Here is an 18,490-nt window from a genome sequence, read left to right as displayed (position 1 = left end):
TGAGCATCCGATTCTGGTTCATCAACTCTGCCATCATCAAATGAGGAAAATCGCGAAGGTTTGTAAATCCGATAAAAAATTTGCCATTCAATCCTTGAGGATTCCACTGAACGCTTTTGTCATTATAGCAAGGAAAATACCTAGTAGACCTTGGCTTCGCCGGCACCTTTGGAGGGCTGAGCCGCGTTAAAATCTGCCAGAAGCTTGCTCGTGGCATTGGCAAACAAGGTTACATCGTTGCCAATGGCGACAAAACTGGCCCCAAGATCGACATAGCGTCGTGCAAGGGCGAGATCACCGATCAGGATGCCAGCGGCTTTGCCATGGGACTGGATTTTCAAAAGTGCCTTCTCGACCTCGGCCTGCACCTCTGGCGCACCCGGTTTGCCGAGATAACCCATATCCGCAGCAAGATCTGCCGGGCCGATAAACACACCATCGACACCATCGACTGCGGCAATAGCATCAAGTGCGGCAAGACCCGCCCGGCTCTCAATTTGCAAAAGCAGACAGATTTCTTCGTTTGCAGTTTGAAGATAATCAGGAATGCGATTGAAGCGCGATGCCCGCGCCAAAGCTGCACCGACCCCCCGCACACCATGGGGCGGGTAACGGACGGCCTTCACCATGGTTTCGGCCTGTTCCTTGCTCTCGACCATGGGGATCAGCAGAGTCTGCGCACCGATGTCGAGCATTTGCTTGACCATCCATGTTTCACCAATCGGCGGACGGATCACCGCGTGGCTGGATGAGCCTTTCATCGCCTGCAATTGCGCCATCAGCAGCGGCACGTCATTGGGTGCGTGCTCTCCATCCAGCAGCAACCAATCATAGCCGGCATCGGCCGAAATCTCGACCGTATAAGGGTTGGCAAGCGCCTGCCAAAAGCCGATCTGGGTGCGCTTATCCTTGAGGGCCTGCTTGAAGGTGTTTTTAGGTGCGGGCATGGAATCCGTCTCTGTTATTCGAAATAGAGGCTCACGGTACCATAAGGTCCGAAATCACCGACGATAGTATCGCCATGTCGTGCCTCAACAGGGCGAATGAATGAACCTGCCAGAACCACCTGCCCGGCCTCGATTCCATCCCCATATTGGGCCAGACGATTGGCAAGCCAGGCAATGCCCCGCGCGGGCTGATTCAAGACGCCAGCACCCAGGCCGGTTTCCTCAACCTCTGCATTGCGCGATACGATCGCCCCCATCCACCGCATGTCAAGCTGATCGGGACGCACGGCCCGCCCACCTGTCACAATGCCCGCATTGGCAGCATTGTCAGAAATGGTGTCAAAAACAGTGCGAGTCTTCTTCGTCTCCGGGTCAACCCGCAGGATGCGCGTATCGAGAATTTCCAGCGCAGGCGTCACATAATCCGTGGCGTTCAGCACGTCGAACACGGTCACATCAGGACCTTTCAGAGGTGCTTTCATCACAAAAGCAATTTCCGCCTCAATCCGCGGCTGGATGAAGCGGTCTTTGGGCACCGTTGCGCCATCCTCAAACACCATATCGTCAAACAGCACGCCGGAATCAGGGATGTTGATGTTAAGCGCGTATTGCATGGCTTTGGAGGTGAGGCCAATCTTCCAGCCAATCACCTTTCGCCCGCTGGCGATTTTCCGCTTCACCCATGCGCCTTGAATGGCGTAGGCGTCATCCATCACCATATCCGGGTGATTCAAGGACAAAAGCCCTGTCTGCACACGGGTTTTTTCGGCCTCATCAAGGCTTAGGGCTGCGGCTTCAATTTGATCTCGTGTCAGCATCCTAGAGCTCCTCATCAGCAATGGTGTTGCGCAACAGGCCAATGCCCTCGGCTTCCACCTCCACCACATCACCCGGCTTCAACCAGATGGGTGGATCAAAACGGGCCCCCGCCCCGGTCGGCGTGCCGCAGACAATCACGTCGCCGGGAACCAGCGTGGTGAAGGTCGAGATGTAATTGATGATCTTGGCGAACGAAAAGATCATCCGGCTGGTGCGGTCGCTCTGGCGCACTTCACCATTCACGCGGGTTTCCAGCTTGATGTCCGCCAATTGGCTTTCATCGGTAAACGGCACAAGCCATGGTCCGATGGAGCCGGAGGCATCGAAATTCTTGCCCTGGGTGACGTTAAACTTGGCGTGGCGCACCCAGTCACGCAATGTGCCTTCATTGCAAAGTGTGAGCGCCGCAATGTGCGACAGGGCATCCGCTTCGGCAATGCGACGACCGCCCTTGCCGATAACGATGGTGACTTCACCTTCATAATCCAGCTGGTGGCTTTCCGGCGGGCGGATCAGCGGCTGGTCATGGCCGATGAACGAGCGCGGAAAGCGGATGAACAGCGACGGATTGGTCGGAGCCGCCTGCCCATCCTTATATTCCTCATTGCGATCAGGGAAGTTCACGCCAACGCAGATCAGCTTTTCCGGGGTGGCAATCGGAATATCGTAAGTGATGTCACTCACCGGAAAATCAGGCTTCTGACCGGATACGGCATCCAGCAGTTCCTGAAACGCATTGGCCACGACCACGTCCTTGAGGGTCGGGTAGCGCGAGCCGAAACGCGAGGAAAGATCAATCACACCATCGTCAACAATCAGGCCATACGCCTGTCGCTGCCCGGCGGTGAAGCTGGCGAATTTAGGATGCTGGGTCATGATTGAACTCCCATTATGCAATGCCGCCAAGGCAGACATATTTAATTTCAATAAAATCATCGATCCCGTATCTGGACCCTTCACGGCCCAGGCCGGAGGATTTGACACCGCCGAACGGTGCTTCGGCAGTCGAGATCAGGCCGGTATTGACGCCAACCATGCCATATTCCAGCGCTTCAGCCACCCGGAAGACCCTGGCGAGATCCTTGGCAAAGAAATAGGAGGCCAGACCGAATTCGGTGTCATTGGCCTTGGCAATCACATCGGCTTCATCGTGAAAGCGAAACAACGGCGCGACCGGTCCAAAGGTTTCTTCAGTGGCAATCGCCATGGCCTGAGTGACATTGGTGAGCACGGTCGCCTCATAAAACGTGCCACCCAAAGCATGTGGCTTACCGCCTTGAAGGATCGTGGCCCCCTTGGAAACAGCATCCGCGACGTGTTCGCTAACCTTTTTCAAGGCCGCTTCATCGATCAACGGTCCAAGTATGACGCCTTCGTCGAAACCATTGCCGGTCTTGAGTTTGGCGACCGCCTTGCCAAGCTTTTCAGCAAAGGTATCATAAACACCATCTTGAACATACAGCCGATTGGCGCAGACGCATGTCTGGCCATTGTTGCGGAATTTGGCAATCAAAGCCCCTTCAACGGCGGCATCGAGATCGGCATCGTCAAACACGATGAAAGGTGCATTGCCACCCAGTTCAAGGCCAAGCTTTTTGATCGTCGGGGCCGATTGACGATAAAGCTCCGCGCCAACCTCTGTGGAACCCGTAAACGTCAATTTGCGTACGACAGGATTTGCGGTCATTTCCGCGCCGATGTCGCGGGCAGAACCGGTGATAACACTGAAAATGCCAGCGGGCAGGCCTGCCCGTTCGCCCAGCACCGCAAGAGCAATAGCTGAAAAGGGCGTCTGGGCTGCGGGCTTGAGCACCATGGCGCAACCGGCCGCAAAAGCTGGCCCGGCCTTGCGGGTGATCATGGCATTGGGGAAATTCCATGGGGTGATGGCAGCCACAACGCCGATGGGTTGCTTCATCACCAGAATGCGCTTGTCTTTCTGGTGGCCGGGAATGATATCGCCATAAACGCGGCGGGCTTCCTCGGCAAACCACTCGATAAAACTTGCACCATAGGCAATTTCGCCCTTGGCTTCCGGAAATGGCTTGCCCTGCTCCAGCGTGAGGATGCGGCCAAGATCGTCCTGATTGGCCATCATCAACTCGAACCATTTTCGCAGAATGACGGCGCGTTCCTTAGCGGTGCGCGCCGCCCAATCCTTCTGTGCAACGTCTGCTGCCGCGATCGCTTTTCTTGTCTCCGCCGCCCCAAGTTTCGGCACATGGCCGATGACTTCGCCCGTCGCCGGATTGGTCACTTTGATGGCATTGGCAGGATCGGCTTCAATCCACTCACCACCCACCAGTGCCGCTTGTCGAAACAGCGTCGGGTCTTTCAATTGCATAGGATTTACCCTCTCGTTGCTCTTCTCGCCGAAAGGGAACGCGCTGTTTCCAGCGGGTGCGTTCCCTCCTCGTCAGACCGCGCTCAGGGCGCGATGATAGGCTGTGCCTTGAGGTCGGAGTCGCGCATGTCTGTGCCAGAAAACACGCTGCCATGCTCAAACCAGGACCGTGGTGCAGGCGCACCCCACAGGGTCTGGCGCTGCGGGTCCTTCAAATCCCATTTGATCGGCTCCAGATCAGGGTCAACCGTCTGGTAATCGGAGCAATAGATCTCGATGCGATGGCCATCCGGGTCGAGAATATACAGGAAGAAGGCATTGGAAATGCCATGACGGCCCGGGCCGCGCTCGATATTGCTGATCCAGCCGGTGGTCGCCATCAGGTCCAGCAGATCGATGATGTTGAGCGGGGTCGGCACCCAGAAGGCAGTGTGATGCAAACGTGGCCCTGTGCCATTGGTAAAGGCGATATCATGCACGCCACCTTTGCGGTGGGTCCACGCCGCCCAGAGACGACCGGTTTCTTCATCAGCGGTATATTCTGTGACGCGGAAACCAATCTCGTTGTAGAAGGCAACAGACTCATCGACATTGGATGAGAAGCAGTTGAAGTGATCGATGCGCAGCGGCTTGACGCCCCGGTAAAGGGCATATTGCTGGTGGATCGGCGGCAAACGGTCCATCCGGGCGTAAAATTCCAGCGGAATCCCATGGGGATCACGGGTGCGGAAGGTGCGGGCCTGATAGGGCCGCTCGACCCATTCCACCGGCAGGCCCTTGCCCGTGAAGAAATGCGCCGCCTTGTCCAGTTCCTCTTCATCGTACACCTTGAAGCCAAGGTCACGTGCTTCGGAAACCTCCGATTTGCGCAACACGATGCAGTGGTGCCCGCGCTCTTCCATTGCCCGCAGATAGATCACCTCGGATGTTTCATCCGTCACTTGCAGGCCGAGCGTATCGACATAAAACGCGCGGGATTTAGCCAGGTCCTTGACGCCAAATTCAACATGGCTCAAACGCACAATGTTGAAGGGTGGGTAAAGATTGGGTGTGGGTAATGCCATGGTATTCTCCTCCGTCCATCTGTTGTTTAAAACAGACACTCATGCTTGTTCTTGATTGATGATCAGCCGCCCAGTTTCTGGATTGCATGCGGCGTGGTGGCGAAGGCCACATTCTTGGTTTCCATATAGAAATCGAACGACCAGTCGCCGCCGTCACGGCCAATGCCGGAATTTTTAACGCCACCGAAGGGCGTTGGCAGATGGCGCACATTCTCGGAATTCACCCAGATCATCCCGGCTTCGAGCTGATCGGTGAAACGGAAGGCGCGGGTCACATCAGATGTCCAGAGATAGCCCGTCAGGCCGTATTGAACGTCATTGGCAATCGCAAGCGCTTCGGCCTCATCCGTGAACGGGATCGCCGTCAGCACAGGGCCAAAGATTTCTTCCTGCGCAATCCGCATCTGGTTGTTGGCACCGGTAAACAGGGTTGGCGACACATAGCAACCACCGCCGGGACCATCAAATTTCGCACCGCCCGCCGCCACTGTCGCGCCTTCGGATTTGCCAATGGCGATATATTCGAGAACCTTTTTCTCATGCACGGGGTGAACCAACGGCCCGATCACCGTTTCAGGGTCAAGCGGATGGCCAACCTTGATGCGCTTGGCCTTTTCAGCCACCATGGCGGTAAACCTGTCATAGACACTGGCCTCGACCAAAAGGCGCGAAGATGAGGTGCAGCGTTCGCCGTTCAGCGAGTAGATCATGAACACGGCGGCGTCCGCTGCCCGTTCCAGATCAGCATCGGCAAACACGATCACCGGGTTTTTGCCCCCCAGCTCGAAATGCACGCGCTTTAGCGTATCAGCCCCCTGTTTCATGATCATCGATCCGGTGCGGCTTTCGCCGACAAAACCGATGGCCTTGATCAGTGGGTGCTCTGTCAACGCCTTGCCCGCATCTTCGCCCAAGCCATTGACGAGGTTCCAGACACCCTTTGGCAGGCCTGCCTCTTCGGCAATCTCCACCAGAAGACGGGCTGTCAGCGGTGAAAATTCCGCTGGTTTGTGAACAATGGTGCAGCCGGCGGCCAAGGCAGGCGCAATCTTCCACGTGGACAGCATGAACGGCGTGTTCCAGGGCGTGATAATGCCCACTGGGCCAATGGGGGTGCGGGTGGTGACATTCACCTGACCGGGTGCGCGAATGCTCTTGCCATCCCGTGCTTCTGGGGCGCGATCAGCGAAGAAGCGGAAGTTTTCTGCACCACGCAGCGCGGCTTTCGCCATGAATTTCAGCGATTGTCCGGTATCCATCGCCTCAACAAAGGCAATTTCCTCAGCGCGGGCCTCAATGGCATCGGCGATTCGGTGCAGCAGCTTTTTGCGCGCATCGCCGCCCAAGGCGGCCCATGCAGGAAACGCAGCGCGGGCCGCCTTGGCAGCCAGATCAATATCGGCAGCCTTGCCGTGAGCAACTCGCCCCAGCGGCTTCAAATCAACCGGAGAGATCGTCTCAAAGGTTGCGCCATCAAGGGCCGCAACGGCCTCACCATTGATGTGGTTCAGAACGCCATCTTGCGCAAAGCGGGCAAGGTAATTCTTCGCCTTTTGAATATTGTCTTCAAGCTTGGACATAATCTCTCCGTCGTCTCGTTCAGGCAGCGGACGTGCAGGCGTGCTGCGGCCCTGTTGCGCATTAATCTCTGTTGGATTTGGGGGCCGAAAGTGAGCCGTCAGCCGGTCTTTTGTCGTAGCCGTGGATGGATGGCGTTCTTTTTCCAGCTCAGGTCGGGATCGATCTCGCGGATCTCCAGCGTCAGCGCGAAATGAGGCGTCTCAAAGAGGGTGGCGAGTTCTTCCGTCACCACGGCAAAAATGCGCTCACCCACTCGCTTTTTATCCTCGGCACTGCGACCGACACCCACCCGGAACGACATGTCGATGAAGGCGTTTTCTGGCAATCTGTCGGCAATGGCATAAGCCTCTGCACGAAACGCTCGAACCCGCACCGCGCCAATTTCAAACAATCCCGTTGCCAGCAGCTCATCCAGAATTCGGCCGCACAGAGCATCAAAATCAACCCGACCATCAAGGTTGGATGAGTATTCAATATTGAAATGCGGCATAGTTCCTCCACCGCTGACCAGTTGGCTCCCCGCCAATGTAGTTATCATGTTAAATATATTGGCGAGGGTGTCAAGCGGTCCGCATCATAATTATCGCGGCAGTGCCATTGCTGGTGAGGCGACGTTGACAAAGCTCCGATCGAAATACAGCAGCGCGTCCCCATCGCTGCGGGTGCGAATGTCAACAACTTCACCGATCATGATATTGTGCGTGCCCACCAGACGGGCTTCTTTCAGGTAGCAATCAAATGAGACTATGGCTCCCGCCAGCGCATGATTGCCGGAGGCAAACTCGACCCAATCCGCAGCGGCAAAGCGCGACGCCATATCCTGCTCCCGGCCAGCAAAAAAGCCTGCCAAATCCTTGTGATCGGCTGTCAGGACATTCACGCAAAAACGGCGGTTCTCCATAAAAAGTCCGGTCTGGGCCGAGCGACTGTTCATGCACACCAGCAAGGTTGGCGGCTCATCCGTTACCGAGCACATGGCGGTGGCGGTGAACCCGCCGCGTCCGGCGGGTCCATTGGTGGTGATGACATTGACTGGCGCGCAAACCCGCGCCATAGCGTCTCGAAATTCGGCTTGCGATACAGGTGTAGGGAGCATGACCGCCGTCCTTATTCAGCGGCATCGCGCAGAGCATCCGCGCGGCCGTCAAGCGGTTGCAGCCAGGTGTCGCCGGTCCAGCCGTGCTCGTCGTAATCGCCCATGCAGGTATCCACCAACGCTTCCATATCGCGCAGCACCCTGCCCTTTTCGGCACCCTTCAACACCTGAAGACGGACATCTTCGGGCGTTCCGGCATAGTTCAGCTCATAGAGCGCATGGCGGCCGCCAAATTCGGTGCCCGTCGCATCCCAGAGCAATTTCATGATCTTGATGCGCTCCTTGTGGCCCATATCGTTGGAGCCACGCACATATTGCGCCAGATAGCGATCAATCTCGGGATTGGCGAAATCTTTGGCCGATGATGGCAGGTAAATCAGCCCGGAGGCCACAGAGCGGCGGATCAGGTCGATAATGCGCGGATAGGCATCCGACATGAAGGCGCGGTAGCAAAGCGCCGCTTCGAGGTTCGGCAATTTGGCACCGCCCACCCACTCCTGCGGATTGCGCGCCATGGCATCGTAAAACGCCTTGAACTTGTGGCGCAGGGCAATCACCTCGCCCAGCATGGCCTGATTGCCACGGAACGCATCGCCGCCAGTGGCGCGGAGTGCCTTGGCCAGCAGGCCCGCCAGAAACTCCAGCTTGACGATAAAACGACCGCAGCCCTGGAAGCAGAAGCCCTGCATGAAGCCGGACATCACCGTGAACGACAGGATACGCTTGGCATCCTTGTAAATCAGAATGTCTTCCCAAGGCACAAACACGTTGTCGAGCACGAGAATGGCGTCATTTTCATCAAACCGCGATGACAGTGGATAGTCAAACGGCTGGCCCAAGCGGTTTGAGGCTTCCTCATAAGAGGTGCGGCAGAACATCTTGATGCCGGGCGCATTCATCGGAGCAATGAATGTCAGCGACAGGGATGGGTCTTCGGTGACGGTGGCAGACGCCTGCGCCAGAAGATTGTAATGGGTCAGCGCCGACGATGTGGCCACAACCTTGGCCCCGGAGACATAAACCCCCGCATCGGTTTCCTTGGTCACATGGACAAAAACGTCCTTCACATGCTCGGCGGGCTTGTGCCGATCAATCGGTGGATTGACGATGGCATGGTTGAGAAACAGCGCCGATTCCTGCGTGCGCTTGTGCCACGCGCGGGCATTGTCGGCATAATCGCCATACCATTCGGCGTTGACGTTCAGCGTGTTCATCAACGACGCTTTATAATCGGCGGTGCGGCCCATCCAACCATAGGTCATGCGCGCCCATTCGGTAATCGCGCCCTGCTGGGCAACAAGATCCTCAACCGAGCTGGCATGCTTGAAAAATTTATGGGTATAGCCGCCATTGCCAGTATCGGTTGGCGTGGTCAAAATATCCTTCTTGGCCGGATCGTGCAGGGCATCATACAGCCGGGCCAGAGAGCGCACGGAATTGCGCATGGACGGGTGGGTGGTAACATCGTCTACCCGCTCACCATTGATATAGACTTCGCGTCCATCGCGCAGCGATGCGATATATTCAGCACCGGTGAATGGACGTGTTTTTTCACTGCGGAAATCTTCGGCTTTCATCTCAGTTCCTCCCTTGACGATGATCAAACCGTAGCCCTTGCCATTCGTGTCAACCATGGACAGAATGGCAAAATCAATTGTACTTTTTTCGGCGGATGCCTTCTCATGACTGTTCCCAGCTTTTTCATTTACGGCGAGCCGGACAAGCAATTGGACATTGGTTTTCTGCATGTCGAAACCGTGATGGAGCGCAGACACATGCATTATGGCCGTGTCGATGCCCATAAACATGATCGAATGGCGCAAATAACCCTCTGGACCAGCGGTCACGGCAGCTATTTCATCGAAGATCAGCAATTGGATTTTATTGCACCGGCTGTGTCTTTTGTACCAAGCGGCGTGGTGCACGGATTTACAGTGGCAGCCGATGTTGCCGATGCGATTGTTGCCTCTATTGCTGACAGCGCCCTTCCCCAAATTGCAGCGTTTTCATCTCTCGATTTCGATCAACCCATCATGGCCCGTGGGCAGAGCGACCATCCCGCGTGGAGCAAGCTTCTCGTCATCATGCAGCGCCTGCATGATGACTATCGGCAAGGCCATGCGGCATCGCTTGCGGCGCTGGTGGCTGTTGCCACCAATGACCTCGCCAGCCTTGACCATGCCCCGGCAAAAGGCGGCAATGGGCTGGCGCAGGCCTTCCGACGTCTGGTCGATGCGCATTTTCGTGAAAACTGGCCCGTTGAACACTATGTTTCAGCGCTTGGCACCACGCCGCATTTGCTCGGCAAATCCTGTCGGCAGGCCTATGGTCTCTCGGTCAAGGCTTTCATTGATGAGCGCCGCCTGCTGGAAGCAAAGCGGCTTCTTTTGTTTACAGTGCGCTCGGTTGAAGATGTGGCCTATGAAATCGGCTTTCACGATCCGGCCTATTTCTCCCGCTTTTTCAACAATCGCACCGGCCTGCCGCCGGGCGAATGGCGCAATGGACAAAAAAACCGACCCGCCTGATACTGCCAAGTCTTGCGATCCGGGCCGGAATGGAACAATGAACGTGTTAAGATAATATAAGAGTTGGAAGAAAATGGCTGACGGACCCCTGAAACCGCATGAAAACGCAGAGGCGCTGGAAGGTGTAACCGCACCGCGCGCCACGCGCCGTTCCCTTCCCATTACCCTGTTGCGCGCCCGTGAGGCGGTGATGAGCCATTTTCGGCCCATGCTGGCGCAGCATGATGTGACCGAACAGCAATGGCGCGTCATCCGTGTTCTGCACGAGGCTGGCACGCTGGACGCTTCAGAAGTGGCCGAACGCGCCTTTATTCTGGCCCCCAGCCTGACGCGAATGATCCGCTCGCTGGAAGAACGCGGCTTTATTTCCAAGCACAAGGACAGCGCCGACGGGCGCCGCGTGCTGCTCAAAATCGCCCCTGCTGGAGACATGATCATTCGCGAGGTCATGCCCGACAGCCGCAAGATCTATCAGGACCTCGAAAATCGCTTCAGCCGCGAGCGGATGGAGATTTTGCTAGAGCTTCTGGACGAACTTGCCTCCTATCGCAACGAAGCTGGCGGATCACCGCAAGAAGATTGATCGTCAACTGGGTCCGCCAGTGGGAAGCATCGCAGTTTTGCGCTTGCGCTCGGCCACCATTAGCATATCGATAAAGGATCTCACCTTGGCGGGTCGAAATCTGGCCGGTGGAAACACGGCATAAATGCCGCCCTGCGGCAGCGTCCACTCCGGCAAGAGGTGCACCGGCACCGTAACGTTAACCGGGCGTCGAGCAAAATGTGGGATCTGGCGGTATGACCAGACTTGCCCGTGATCCTCTTTATCGTCGCCACCGATTTCCAGCTGACGTGATTGCCCACGCCGTTTGGCTCTATTTCCGGTTTCCGCTCAGTCTGCGAATGGTCGAGGATATGCTGGCCGCGCGTGGCGTCATCGTTTCTCACCAGACGGTGCGGCTCTGGGCTGAGAAATTCGGCAGGCACTTTGCAAATGATATCCGGAAGCGATCGACCGGCAGGTTCGGCGACAAATGGCACCTCGATGAAGTTGTCATCACGATCGCCGGCAAGAAACATTGGCTTTGGCGCGCCGTCGATCAGGGCGGCTTCGTACTTGACGTGTTGGTCCAGAGCCGCCGAAATACCAAGGCTGCAAAGCGTTTGATGCGAAAGCTTCTGAAAGGGCAAGGTCGTTTACCCCGTGTGATGATCACCGACAAACTTCGGTCCTATGCCGCCGCAAAGCGCAATATCATGCCCGGCGTCGAACATCGCTCGCACAAGGGCCTAAACAACCGGGCAGAAAACTCCCATCAATCGATCCGAATGCGAGAGCGGATCATGAAGCGTTTCAAGTCAGCGAGGCACCTGCAACGCTTCGTTTCAATCCACGACCCGATCGCCAATCTCTTTCATATTCCCCGCCACGACATCCCATCCAGCCATTATCGCGAGCTTCGAGCAATAGCCATGGAAAAATGGCACCAGATCGCACGCCTGCGCGTCGCCTGAACCAAAGACATAATCCAAAACCCTGCCTTCGAAGCGTTAAGTTTACAGTGCCGTCTGGGGGGTTCACCAGCCGTCGCCGGGTTGGTGTCGCGCTGCCGGAGGGCGAAAGAGGCTTCAAGCACGGTTGGGTTCCCGGGCAGCGAGGAACGGCATGAATGACAGCCGGTTGTCCTGGATGACGGACTCGGCCTGATCCTCGGAGACGAATATACATTGCCTGCGGCACCAAGTTCTTGAACATCAAACACGACGGGAAGACAGGTCGGCCGCCCTTCGGCTCCTCAGACCGCTTCAGCGTCTTCGCCAATGGCTTCTCAAACACAAGCCAGGGGATGATCGCGTTGAGTTTCTCAAGCGGATCACGCATCCTTGCGCGCTTTGAGACCCCCTCGTCTCCGTGTCGAGAACGAGACTTTTGAGGGGGATACTCCGGGCGCGGGTTTGGCGCAACCGCGCGCGGCACCAGTTTCGTAAGGATGCGGTAGCGGCCCGTCTGCGAGAGATGCCGGGCCATGTCCTCTTCACTCATCGGGATGGCATGTTTGTCGGGTTTGGCGGATTTGGATGCGACACGGGTGAAAATCGGATCGTCCGCAGCCTGCTCCGAAAACGTGTCAAACTGTTCTGCTGTTCCTTGTCATAGCCCCGCCGCCAATTTTCTTACTTCAAAACACGGCGCGATCGGCAGCTCAACCTTGTTGCCGGGGGGGACGCTTTCAGCCAATCTGGTGAGCAAGGTTCACAACCGCGCAGTTTCGCGGAGCGACAGATCTTGGGTCGTTGCGCAGACGTCCAAAACAAAGGGCATACCAGATGCAGCAGAAACTGCGAAATCCGTTCGCCTCCCGCAAGACCGGTTAAAAGGGTTGCCGTAGGAGGTTTAGCATAGCGACGGCGACGCCGGAAACCGGGACCGACGGCCCCCGGCGCACGGGTCTGCTCTAAATGGATGTCCACCACATTGATGTTCGCAATTACTCCATTTCGCCTTGAAGGGATGTGAACCGACGTACGAGAACAAACAACTTAGTTAAGGAAGCGATTTGATTTTGAGAGCTGCAGATTGGCTTGGGCTATTCAGCTAGGCAATTGCATTGGTCGACATTCGGCACACGCAGATTTCGATACCAGTTATGTTGGACTGGCGGACCGAAAAAGCGACTAACCCAAATTGGTCCAGCAATTCAAAACTCGCCATTGAAGAGCGCGGTTAAGGTGTGATCACTTCTTTCAGCGCTGTGAGAAACATATCGTTCTCAACATCTGTGCCGATCGATACCCTAAGCCAGTTGTCAAAACCGGCTTCTTTCCAGGGCTTGACGACGACCCCGTTCATCAAAAGAGCCTGTGCCACCTCGTAACCCGGCTTCGGCGTTCTTACGAAGATGAAATTTGCCGACGACGGCGCGGCAAACAGCCCAAGATCGGTGACTTGCAGCGCGACGCGCTGACGTTCCGCCGTTATTTTTGCAACAGAGGCTTCCATCCATTCCTGATCGCCGAGCGCGATCGTCGCTGCCATTTGCGCAGCGGAGTTGACGTCGAAAGGCGGCTTGGCGCGCTTCAGCATATCGGCAATCCCGGCGTTTGAGCACAGGCCGTAACCGACCCGCAGGCCTGCCAGACCATAGGCTTTTGAAAACGTCCGCAGAACGACGCAGTTGAGGCCGCTGCGACCCAAGAACCGCGTCCCGTCGACTTCATTCTGGAACTCGAAGTAGGCCTCGTCGATGACGAAGAGGGTCTCCGGACTTGTGGCTGCCGCAAGACGCTCAAGCTGAAGCATGCCCAGCGTACAACCGACAGGGTTGGAGGGCGTCGGCAGGAAGAAGACGGCAGGCTTCGCGGCGAGCGCCACCTCAAGCGCGGCAATATCGAACTCCATATCTTGCGTCATCGGGATCTTCGTGACCGTTGCACCGGCCGCGATCGGATCGATCTCATGCAGGCCGAAACTCGGCGTGACGGTCAGCGCTCTACTTCCAGTGACCAAATAAGCGCGGGAAATGGCTGCCACGATTTCCTCGGATCCGTTGCCCACCACGATATTCTCGAGGGCAACATTGGTTCTGGCTGAAATCGCCTCCCGCAATGCCGTGCAACCAGGGTCCGGATAACGCGACGGATCAAACAGATCCGACGCGAACATCGCTCGGACTTTAGGCGAGCAGCCATATGGATTCTCATTGCTGGCGAGCGCAGCAATCTGCGATCTACCACTGACCTTCCGTGCAAACTCGATATTCATGCCGGCATTGTAGAGCGGAAGGTCGGCAATTGCCGGATTTGGGACGAGCTTCACGTCGGACTCCAACTGTTTGATGCCTACTCTGAGTGGCGGGGTTTCACCTGACGGCGTTTCGCGACAAAGCGTCGGTTCGTTCCCTGTCACTCCACCTGTGTGATCGGCGCAGCGAACGTGCTGGAGCGGGCGACTTCGGACGTGTGCTCGCCGATATGCGGCGCTCGCGGCCGCGTTCCGCCGAGACGCTTTCCGCCGAGCGTCAGCGGCAGCGCTGGAAGCTTGGAGGCCATTCCGTTGCTCAGCACCACGTCGATCATGCCATGGTTCGCGTTGAGATGCGGATCGTCCAGCAACTCGATGGGTGTGCAGACCGGAGCAAACGGCAGGCCAAGCTGCTCGACAGTGGCTTTCACCTCGGGTGCGTCGAGCGACAGGAACAGACTGCGGATTTCGGGAATAAGCCAAGAGCGAGCCTGCTGGCGCAAAGCATTGCTTGCTAGTCGGGGATCGGCCAGCCAGCCGGACCTTTCGAAGGCCACGCAGAAGTCATGCCACTGCTGGTCACCGACAATACCGACGAACAGTTTGTTGCCATCGGCGAGATCGAAAAGATCGTAGGCCGGCCAAGGACGTTCGGTGACCGAGAAGGGTGTCGAGGCCTGGCCCGTTATGACCTCCGCCAGCATGGCGGGAGCCATCAGGAAGGCAGCGTTCTCGTAGAGTGAAGCTTGCACTTCCTGGCCAAGACCGGTGGTTTGTCTTTCGCGCAATGCCGCCTGGATACCGATCACGCCGAACATGGCGCCCATGATATCGTTGACGGACGCACCGGTTCGTAACGGCCGATCTGGCAATCCCGTCATGAATGCGAGACCGCTCATCATCTGGACGACCTCGTCCAGCGCGGTACGATGTTGATAGGGGCCCGCGAGAAACCCCTTGAGCGAACAATATATTAGCTCTGGATGTTGGCTCTTCAGGCTCTCATAGTCCAGCCCTGTTGCTTTCATCATGCCAGGCCGAAAATTCTCGATCAGAATATCCGTTTCGGCAATCAGGTCATCGAGAACGGCACGGTCCTCATTGAGCGTCAGATCGAGCGCCACACTTTTCTTGTTGCGACCGAACGTGTCGAAAAAACCGGCGGCAAGACCCGTCAGATTGCGGGTGCGATCACCTTTGATCGGTTCGATCTTGATCACGTCAGCGCCGAGATCGGCGAGGATCAGACCACAGCATGGCCCCATGATCATCTGGGAAAATTCCAGAACTTTGATGCCGCTTAAGGGAAGGGTCTTGGTCATGTGCGCATTCCGTATGCTTTGGGAATCCCCGACGTGAAAATATGGCTCGGCATGGGATCGTTCGGAAGAAACGTGTGAAGGGCATGGGTGGCGATCAGAAGCGTTTCGAGGTCGATCCCCGTGCGCTGACCTGACGTCTCCATCATGTAGACAAGGTCTTCGGTCGAAATGTTGCCGGATGCACCCGGCGCGAACGGGCAGCCGCCAAGACCGCCGAGCGCCGCATCGAAACGGGTGATCCCGACCTCCAAAGCGGCGTAGGCGCAGGCCATGCCGGTTCCGGTCGTGTCGTGCAGGTGAATGCGCAACGGAATGTCCGCACCTGCCGCAGATCGGACGCCCGCGACGATGTCTTTCACCTGCCGAGGGCTGGCATACCCAACTGTGTCAGAAATGCAGATCTCGTCGGCACCGATGTCGCGCGCCTGCTCGGCAAGCCTGAAGACGCTTTCAGGATCGACAGCCCCCTCAATCGAGCAGCCAAATGCCGCGGCAATCGCCAGGACGAGCTGGGCCGGGCGCTCGGCGGAGGCCATGGAGATCTTGACCGCCTTCGCCGCCTCCATCTGCTCGGTCGGCGTGTTGCGGACATTGGCGAGGTTGTGGCTGACGCTTGCCGACACCACGAAGCTCACGGAGTCAACGCCTGCGGCAACCGCTCGCTCGGCCCCTTTGGGATTGGGCGCAAACGCAGAGAGGAAAACATCTGGTTTGCTGCGGCCATGGGCGACCAACTCGACAGCATCTGCATATTGTGGAAATCGCGCCGGCGGCACGAAGCTTGTGACGTCGAATGACCTGACGCCGGCTGCGTAAAGCATGTCGAAAATCTGCATCTTCGTCTCCGGCATCAACACCGTGTCGACGAGCTGCAGCCCGTCGCGCAGCACGACGTCCGATATGGAAATATCGCGGGTTGGCATGGCCGCCCCTCCTAAAATTGATTGCGTTCGTGATAGGTCTGGAGAAACTGCTTGAGGCGCGGCTCCTCTGGAGAATAGAGAACATCCCGTGGAGGGCCGCAGCGAACGATCCGGCCTCCGTCAAGAAAGGCAACTTTGTCGGCGACCTGCGCTGCAAAGCCGATCTCATGCGTGACAACGATCATCGTCATCCCCTCTTTCGCCAGATCGCGCATGACTTGAAGCACCTCGCCGACAAGTTCTGGATCCAATGCAGAGGTCGGCTCGTCAAACAGCATCAGATGAGGGTCCATGGCAAGCGACCGCGCGATTGCTACGCGCTGCTGCTGTCCGCCCGAAAGGGCCGCGGGATAACCGTCAGCCTTGGCCGCCAGTCCCACCTCCTCCAAAGTCTCCATCGCCTTGCGATGAGCATCGGCCTTGGACATTCCCTTTACCTGCCGCAACGGATCGGCGACATTGTCGAGGGCGGTCATGTGAGGCCACAGATTGAAGTGCTGAAAGACCATGCCGATGCTGCGTCGCATGGCGCGCAACTGCCCCCCGCGCATCAGTTTGCGCGCGCCCGAGGACATGTCGTAGCCCATCAGCTTGCCCTCCACCAGAATTTCGCCTTCGTCATAGGACTCAAGGAAATTGACACAGCGCAGGAGCGTACTCTTGCCAGACCCGCTCGGCCCAATGAGGCAAAGGACCTCGGATTTCTCGGCGACGAGATTGACGTCGTGCAACACCTTCAACGGACCGAATGACTTCGAAACGCTGGCGATACGGACCATTTCTTCCGCCATTATTCGCTCCTGACAGTGTGCCGCATGACGCGGCGTTCGATATAGTGGCCGGCCCTGGCGATGGAACTGACGACGATCCAGTAACCGAGGGCCAGCGCGAACAGGGATTCGAAAGCTGCAAATGTTTCGATGGACATTTTCTGAACCTCGTAAGTCAGCTCGGGGACCGAGATAATGGAAAGGACAGAGGTCTCCTTGCTGACGACGATCAATGCGTTCACAAGTGACGGCGTGATTGCGACCAAAGCTTCGGGTGCCTGAATCCGACGGAAGATTGCAAGGCGTGGAAGTCCCAAGCTGATGCCGGCTTCGACATGACCGCGGGGAACGGCGTTGAAGCCGACCCGGTAGATTTCTGCCATATAGGCGCTGCCGTGAAGCGAAAGCGCGAGAATGCCGGCCGGCAGGGGCTCTAGAACCAGACCAAAGGAAGGGCCTGCTCCATAGATGAAGAAGGCGACCAGAAGCGGCGGCGTCCCGCGAATGATCTCAGTGTAAAACAGGGCCGCGGCGGACAGAATGCGGCTCGGCGAGATACGGCACAGCACCACGACAAAACCGATCGCCATGGCGCCCGCGCTGCCGGCGACCCAGCACAGCAGGGTCGTGCCCAATCCACTCAGCAGTGCCGGACCATAGGGGACGATTGCAGAGAGATCGAAGTTCATCGGCCTGCTCGCCTCATTCTGTGCTCGAAAATCCGACCGGCAAGAAGCAGGATCTGCGTGATGACGATGTAGATGGCGCAGGTGGCGGTGTAGATCTCGATTGGACGAAATGTTGTCGACACGATATTCTGGCTCGTGCGCGCCAGTTCCGCGATACCGACGACCGAGATCAGCGAAGAGGATTTCATCATCAGCGTCAGTTCGTTCATGAGCGCCGGCAATGCCAGGCGAAACACCTGAGGAAGCAGGATGGTGCGCCATATGCTGACAGGGTCGTAGCCAAGCGTTCGGGCAGCTTCTATCTGGCCTTGCGAAATGCTGCCAAGGACGCCGCGCAGGATCTCAGCCACATAGGCGCCACTGATCAAGCCAAGCGCGAGGACAGACGCCATCGTCGCCGACATGTCGATTCCGGCAAGCGGCAGGAAATTATAAAAGAGCAGCAACTGGACCAGAAGCGGCACCGAGCGGAAGTAGCTGACATAGGTGCGGGCAAAGAACTCCGCGACAGCAATTCCGGAACGGCGCAGAATGAGAACCAACGTTCCGATCGGAATGCCGACGATCGTTCCAAGCACCGATATGTAGATTGTGACCAAGGCGCCCTCCAGAAGGAAGGGAAGCGTATGTAATATCGTTTGCATGGGTTCTCGCCAGCATTCTTT

18 protein-coding genes are annotated in these 18,490 nt (G+C 57.1%); 3 read left to right on the top strand and 15 right to left on the bottom strand.

All coding sequences use genetic code 11. The annotated features are described in order from the left end of the window. Positions 1-140 precede the first annotated feature (140 nt). The 9 genes from hpaI to ASB66_RS21640 all read right to left on the bottom strand — a co-directional run bounded on the left by hpaI (position 141) and on the right by ASB66_RS21640 (position 9,428). A complete protein-coding gene (gene hpaI, locus ASB66_RS21680) occupies positions 141-947 on the bottom strand; it encodes a 4-hydroxy-2-oxoheptanedioate aldolase (protein WP_060716967.1) in 807 nt (268 codons plus the stop codon). 14 nt (positions 948-961) lie between these two features. Beyond that, on the bottom strand, positions 962-1,765 hold the full coding sequence (hpaH, locus tag ASB66_RS21675) for a 2-oxo-hept-4-ene-1,7-dioate hydratase (protein ID WP_060716968.1): 804 nt from the start codon (positions 1,763-1,765) through the stop codon (positions 962-964). 1 nt (position 1,766) lies between these two features. Continuing rightward, on the bottom strand, positions 1,767-2,642 hold the full coding sequence (locus tag ASB66_RS21670; protein ID WP_060716983.1) for a fumarylacetoacetate hydrolase family protein: 876 nt from the start codon (positions 2,640-2,642) through the stop codon (positions 1,767-1,769). 13 nt (positions 2,643-2,655) lie between these two features. Further along, complete coding sequence (gabD, locus tag ASB66_RS21665) at positions 2,656-4,110, bottom strand: NADP-dependent succinate-semialdehyde dehydrogenase (protein ID WP_060716969.1); 1,455 nt, start codon at positions 4,108-4,110, stop codon at positions 2,656-2,658. An 83-nt stretch (positions 4,111-4,193) separates the two neighbouring features. Next, a complete protein-coding gene (hpaD, locus tag ASB66_RS21660; RefSeq protein WP_060716970.1) occupies positions 4,194-5,174 on the bottom strand; it encodes a 3,4-dihydroxyphenylacetate 2,3-dioxygenase in 981 nt (326 codons plus the stop codon). A 62-nt stretch (positions 5,175-5,236) separates the two neighbouring features. Further along, positions 5,237-6,754, bottom strand: coding sequence for a 5-carboxymethyl-2-hydroxymuconate semialdehyde dehydrogenase (hpaE, locus tag ASB66_RS21655; protein ID WP_060716971.1), 1,518 nt, complete (start codon positions 6,752-6,754; stop codon positions 5,237-5,239). Between the two features lie 98 nt (positions 6,755-6,852). Then, positions 6,853-7,245, bottom strand: a complete 393-nt coding sequence (locus tag ASB66_RS21650; RefSeq protein ID WP_060716972.1) for a 5-carboxymethyl-2-hydroxymuconate Delta-isomerase — start codon at positions 7,243-7,245, stop codon at positions 6,853-6,855. A gap of 90 nt (positions 7,246-7,335) precedes the next feature. Beyond that, positions 7,336-7,851, bottom strand: a complete 516-nt coding sequence (locus ASB66_RS21645) for a flavin reductase (RefSeq protein ID WP_060716973.1) — start codon at positions 7,849-7,851, stop codon at positions 7,336-7,338. 11 nt (positions 7,852-7,862) lie between these two features. Next, positions 7,863-9,428 (bottom strand): 4-hydroxyphenylacetate 3-hydroxylase N-terminal domain-containing protein, encoded by a 1,566-nt coding sequence (locus ASB66_RS21640; RefSeq protein WP_060716984.1) that lies wholly within the window; start codon positions 9,426-9,428, stop codon positions 7,863-7,865. 105 nt (positions 9,429-9,533) lie between these two features. Between ASB66_RS21640 and ASB66_RS21635 the strand changes: the two genes are divergently transcribed. The 3 genes from ASB66_RS21635 to ASB66_RS21625 all read left to right on the top strand — a co-directional run bounded on the left by ASB66_RS21635 (position 9,534) and on the right by ASB66_RS21625 (position 11,894). Beyond that, positions 9,534-10,379 (top strand): helix-turn-helix domain-containing protein, encoded by an 846-nt coding sequence (locus tag ASB66_RS21635; RefSeq protein WP_060716974.1) that lies wholly within the window; start codon positions 9,534-9,536, stop codon positions 10,377-10,379. A 73-nt stretch (positions 10,380-10,452) separates the two neighbouring features. Continuing rightward, the gene (hpaR, locus tag ASB66_RS21630; RefSeq protein ID WP_060716975.1) at positions 10,453-10,962 is read left to right on the top strand and encodes a homoprotocatechuate degradation operon regulator HpaR; all 510 of its coding nucleotides are present in this window, start codon (positions 10,453-10,455) and stop codon (positions 10,960-10,962) included. A gap of 215 nt (positions 10,963-11,177) precedes the next feature. Beyond that, positions 11,178-11,894, top strand: a complete 717-nt coding sequence (locus ASB66_RS21625) for an IS6 family transposase (protein ID WP_060720071.1) — start codon at positions 11,178-11,180, stop codon at positions 11,892-11,894. Between the two features lie 1,210 nt (positions 11,895-13,104). On the opposite strand, the gene hisC is transcribed toward ASB66_RS21625, so the two are convergent. The 6 genes from hisC to ASB66_RS21590 all read right to left on the bottom strand — a co-directional run bounded on the left by hisC (position 13,105) and on the right by ASB66_RS21590 (position 18,469). Beyond that, the gene (hisC, locus tag ASB66_RS21615; RefSeq protein ID WP_070167324.1) at positions 13,105-14,208 is read right to left on the bottom strand and encodes a histidinol-phosphate transaminase; all 1,104 of its coding nucleotides are present in this window, start codon (positions 14,206-14,208) and stop codon (positions 13,105-13,107) included. 74 nt (positions 14,209-14,282) lie between these two features. Continuing rightward, on the bottom strand, positions 14,283-15,443 hold the full coding sequence (locus ASB66_RS21610; protein WP_060716610.1) for a CaiB/BaiF CoA transferase family protein: 1,161 nt from the start codon (positions 15,441-15,443) through the stop codon (positions 14,283-14,285). Next, positions 15,440-16,366, bottom strand: coding sequence for a hydroxymethylglutaryl-CoA lyase (locus tag ASB66_RS21605; RefSeq protein WP_060716611.1), 927 nt, complete (start codon positions 16,364-16,366; stop codon positions 15,440-15,442). The genes ASB66_RS21610 and ASB66_RS21605 overlap by 4 nt, the downstream gene beginning before the upstream one ends. Positions 16,367-16,377: 11 nt before the next feature. Beyond that, positions 16,378-17,157, bottom strand: a complete 780-nt coding sequence (locus ASB66_RS21600; protein ID WP_081088920.1) for an amino acid ABC transporter ATP-binding protein — start codon at positions 17,155-17,157, stop codon at positions 16,378-16,380. Then, the gene (locus tag ASB66_RS21595; RefSeq protein WP_060716613.1) at positions 17,157-17,825 is read right to left on the bottom strand and encodes an amino acid ABC transporter permease; all 669 of its coding nucleotides are present in this window, start codon (positions 17,823-17,825) and stop codon (positions 17,157-17,159) included. The genes ASB66_RS21600 and ASB66_RS21595 overlap by 1 nt, the downstream gene beginning before the upstream one ends. Further along, on the bottom strand, positions 17,822-18,469 hold the full coding sequence (locus ASB66_RS21590) for an amino acid ABC transporter permease (protein ID WP_060716614.1): 648 nt from the start codon (positions 18,467-18,469) through the stop codon (positions 17,822-17,824). Before ASB66_RS21590 ends, ASB66_RS21595 begins: the two co-directional genes overlap by 4 nt. Between the last annotated feature and the right edge of the window lie 21 nt (positions 18,470-18,490).

The sequence above is a fragment of the Gillisella vitis genome (assembly GCF_001541345.2).
Taxonomy (GTDB): domain Bacteria; phylum Pseudomonadota; class Alphaproteobacteria; order Rhizobiales; family Rhizobiaceae; genus Allorhizobium; species Allorhizobium vitis.
This window is presented reverse-complemented; position numbering and strand designations above follow the sequence as displayed.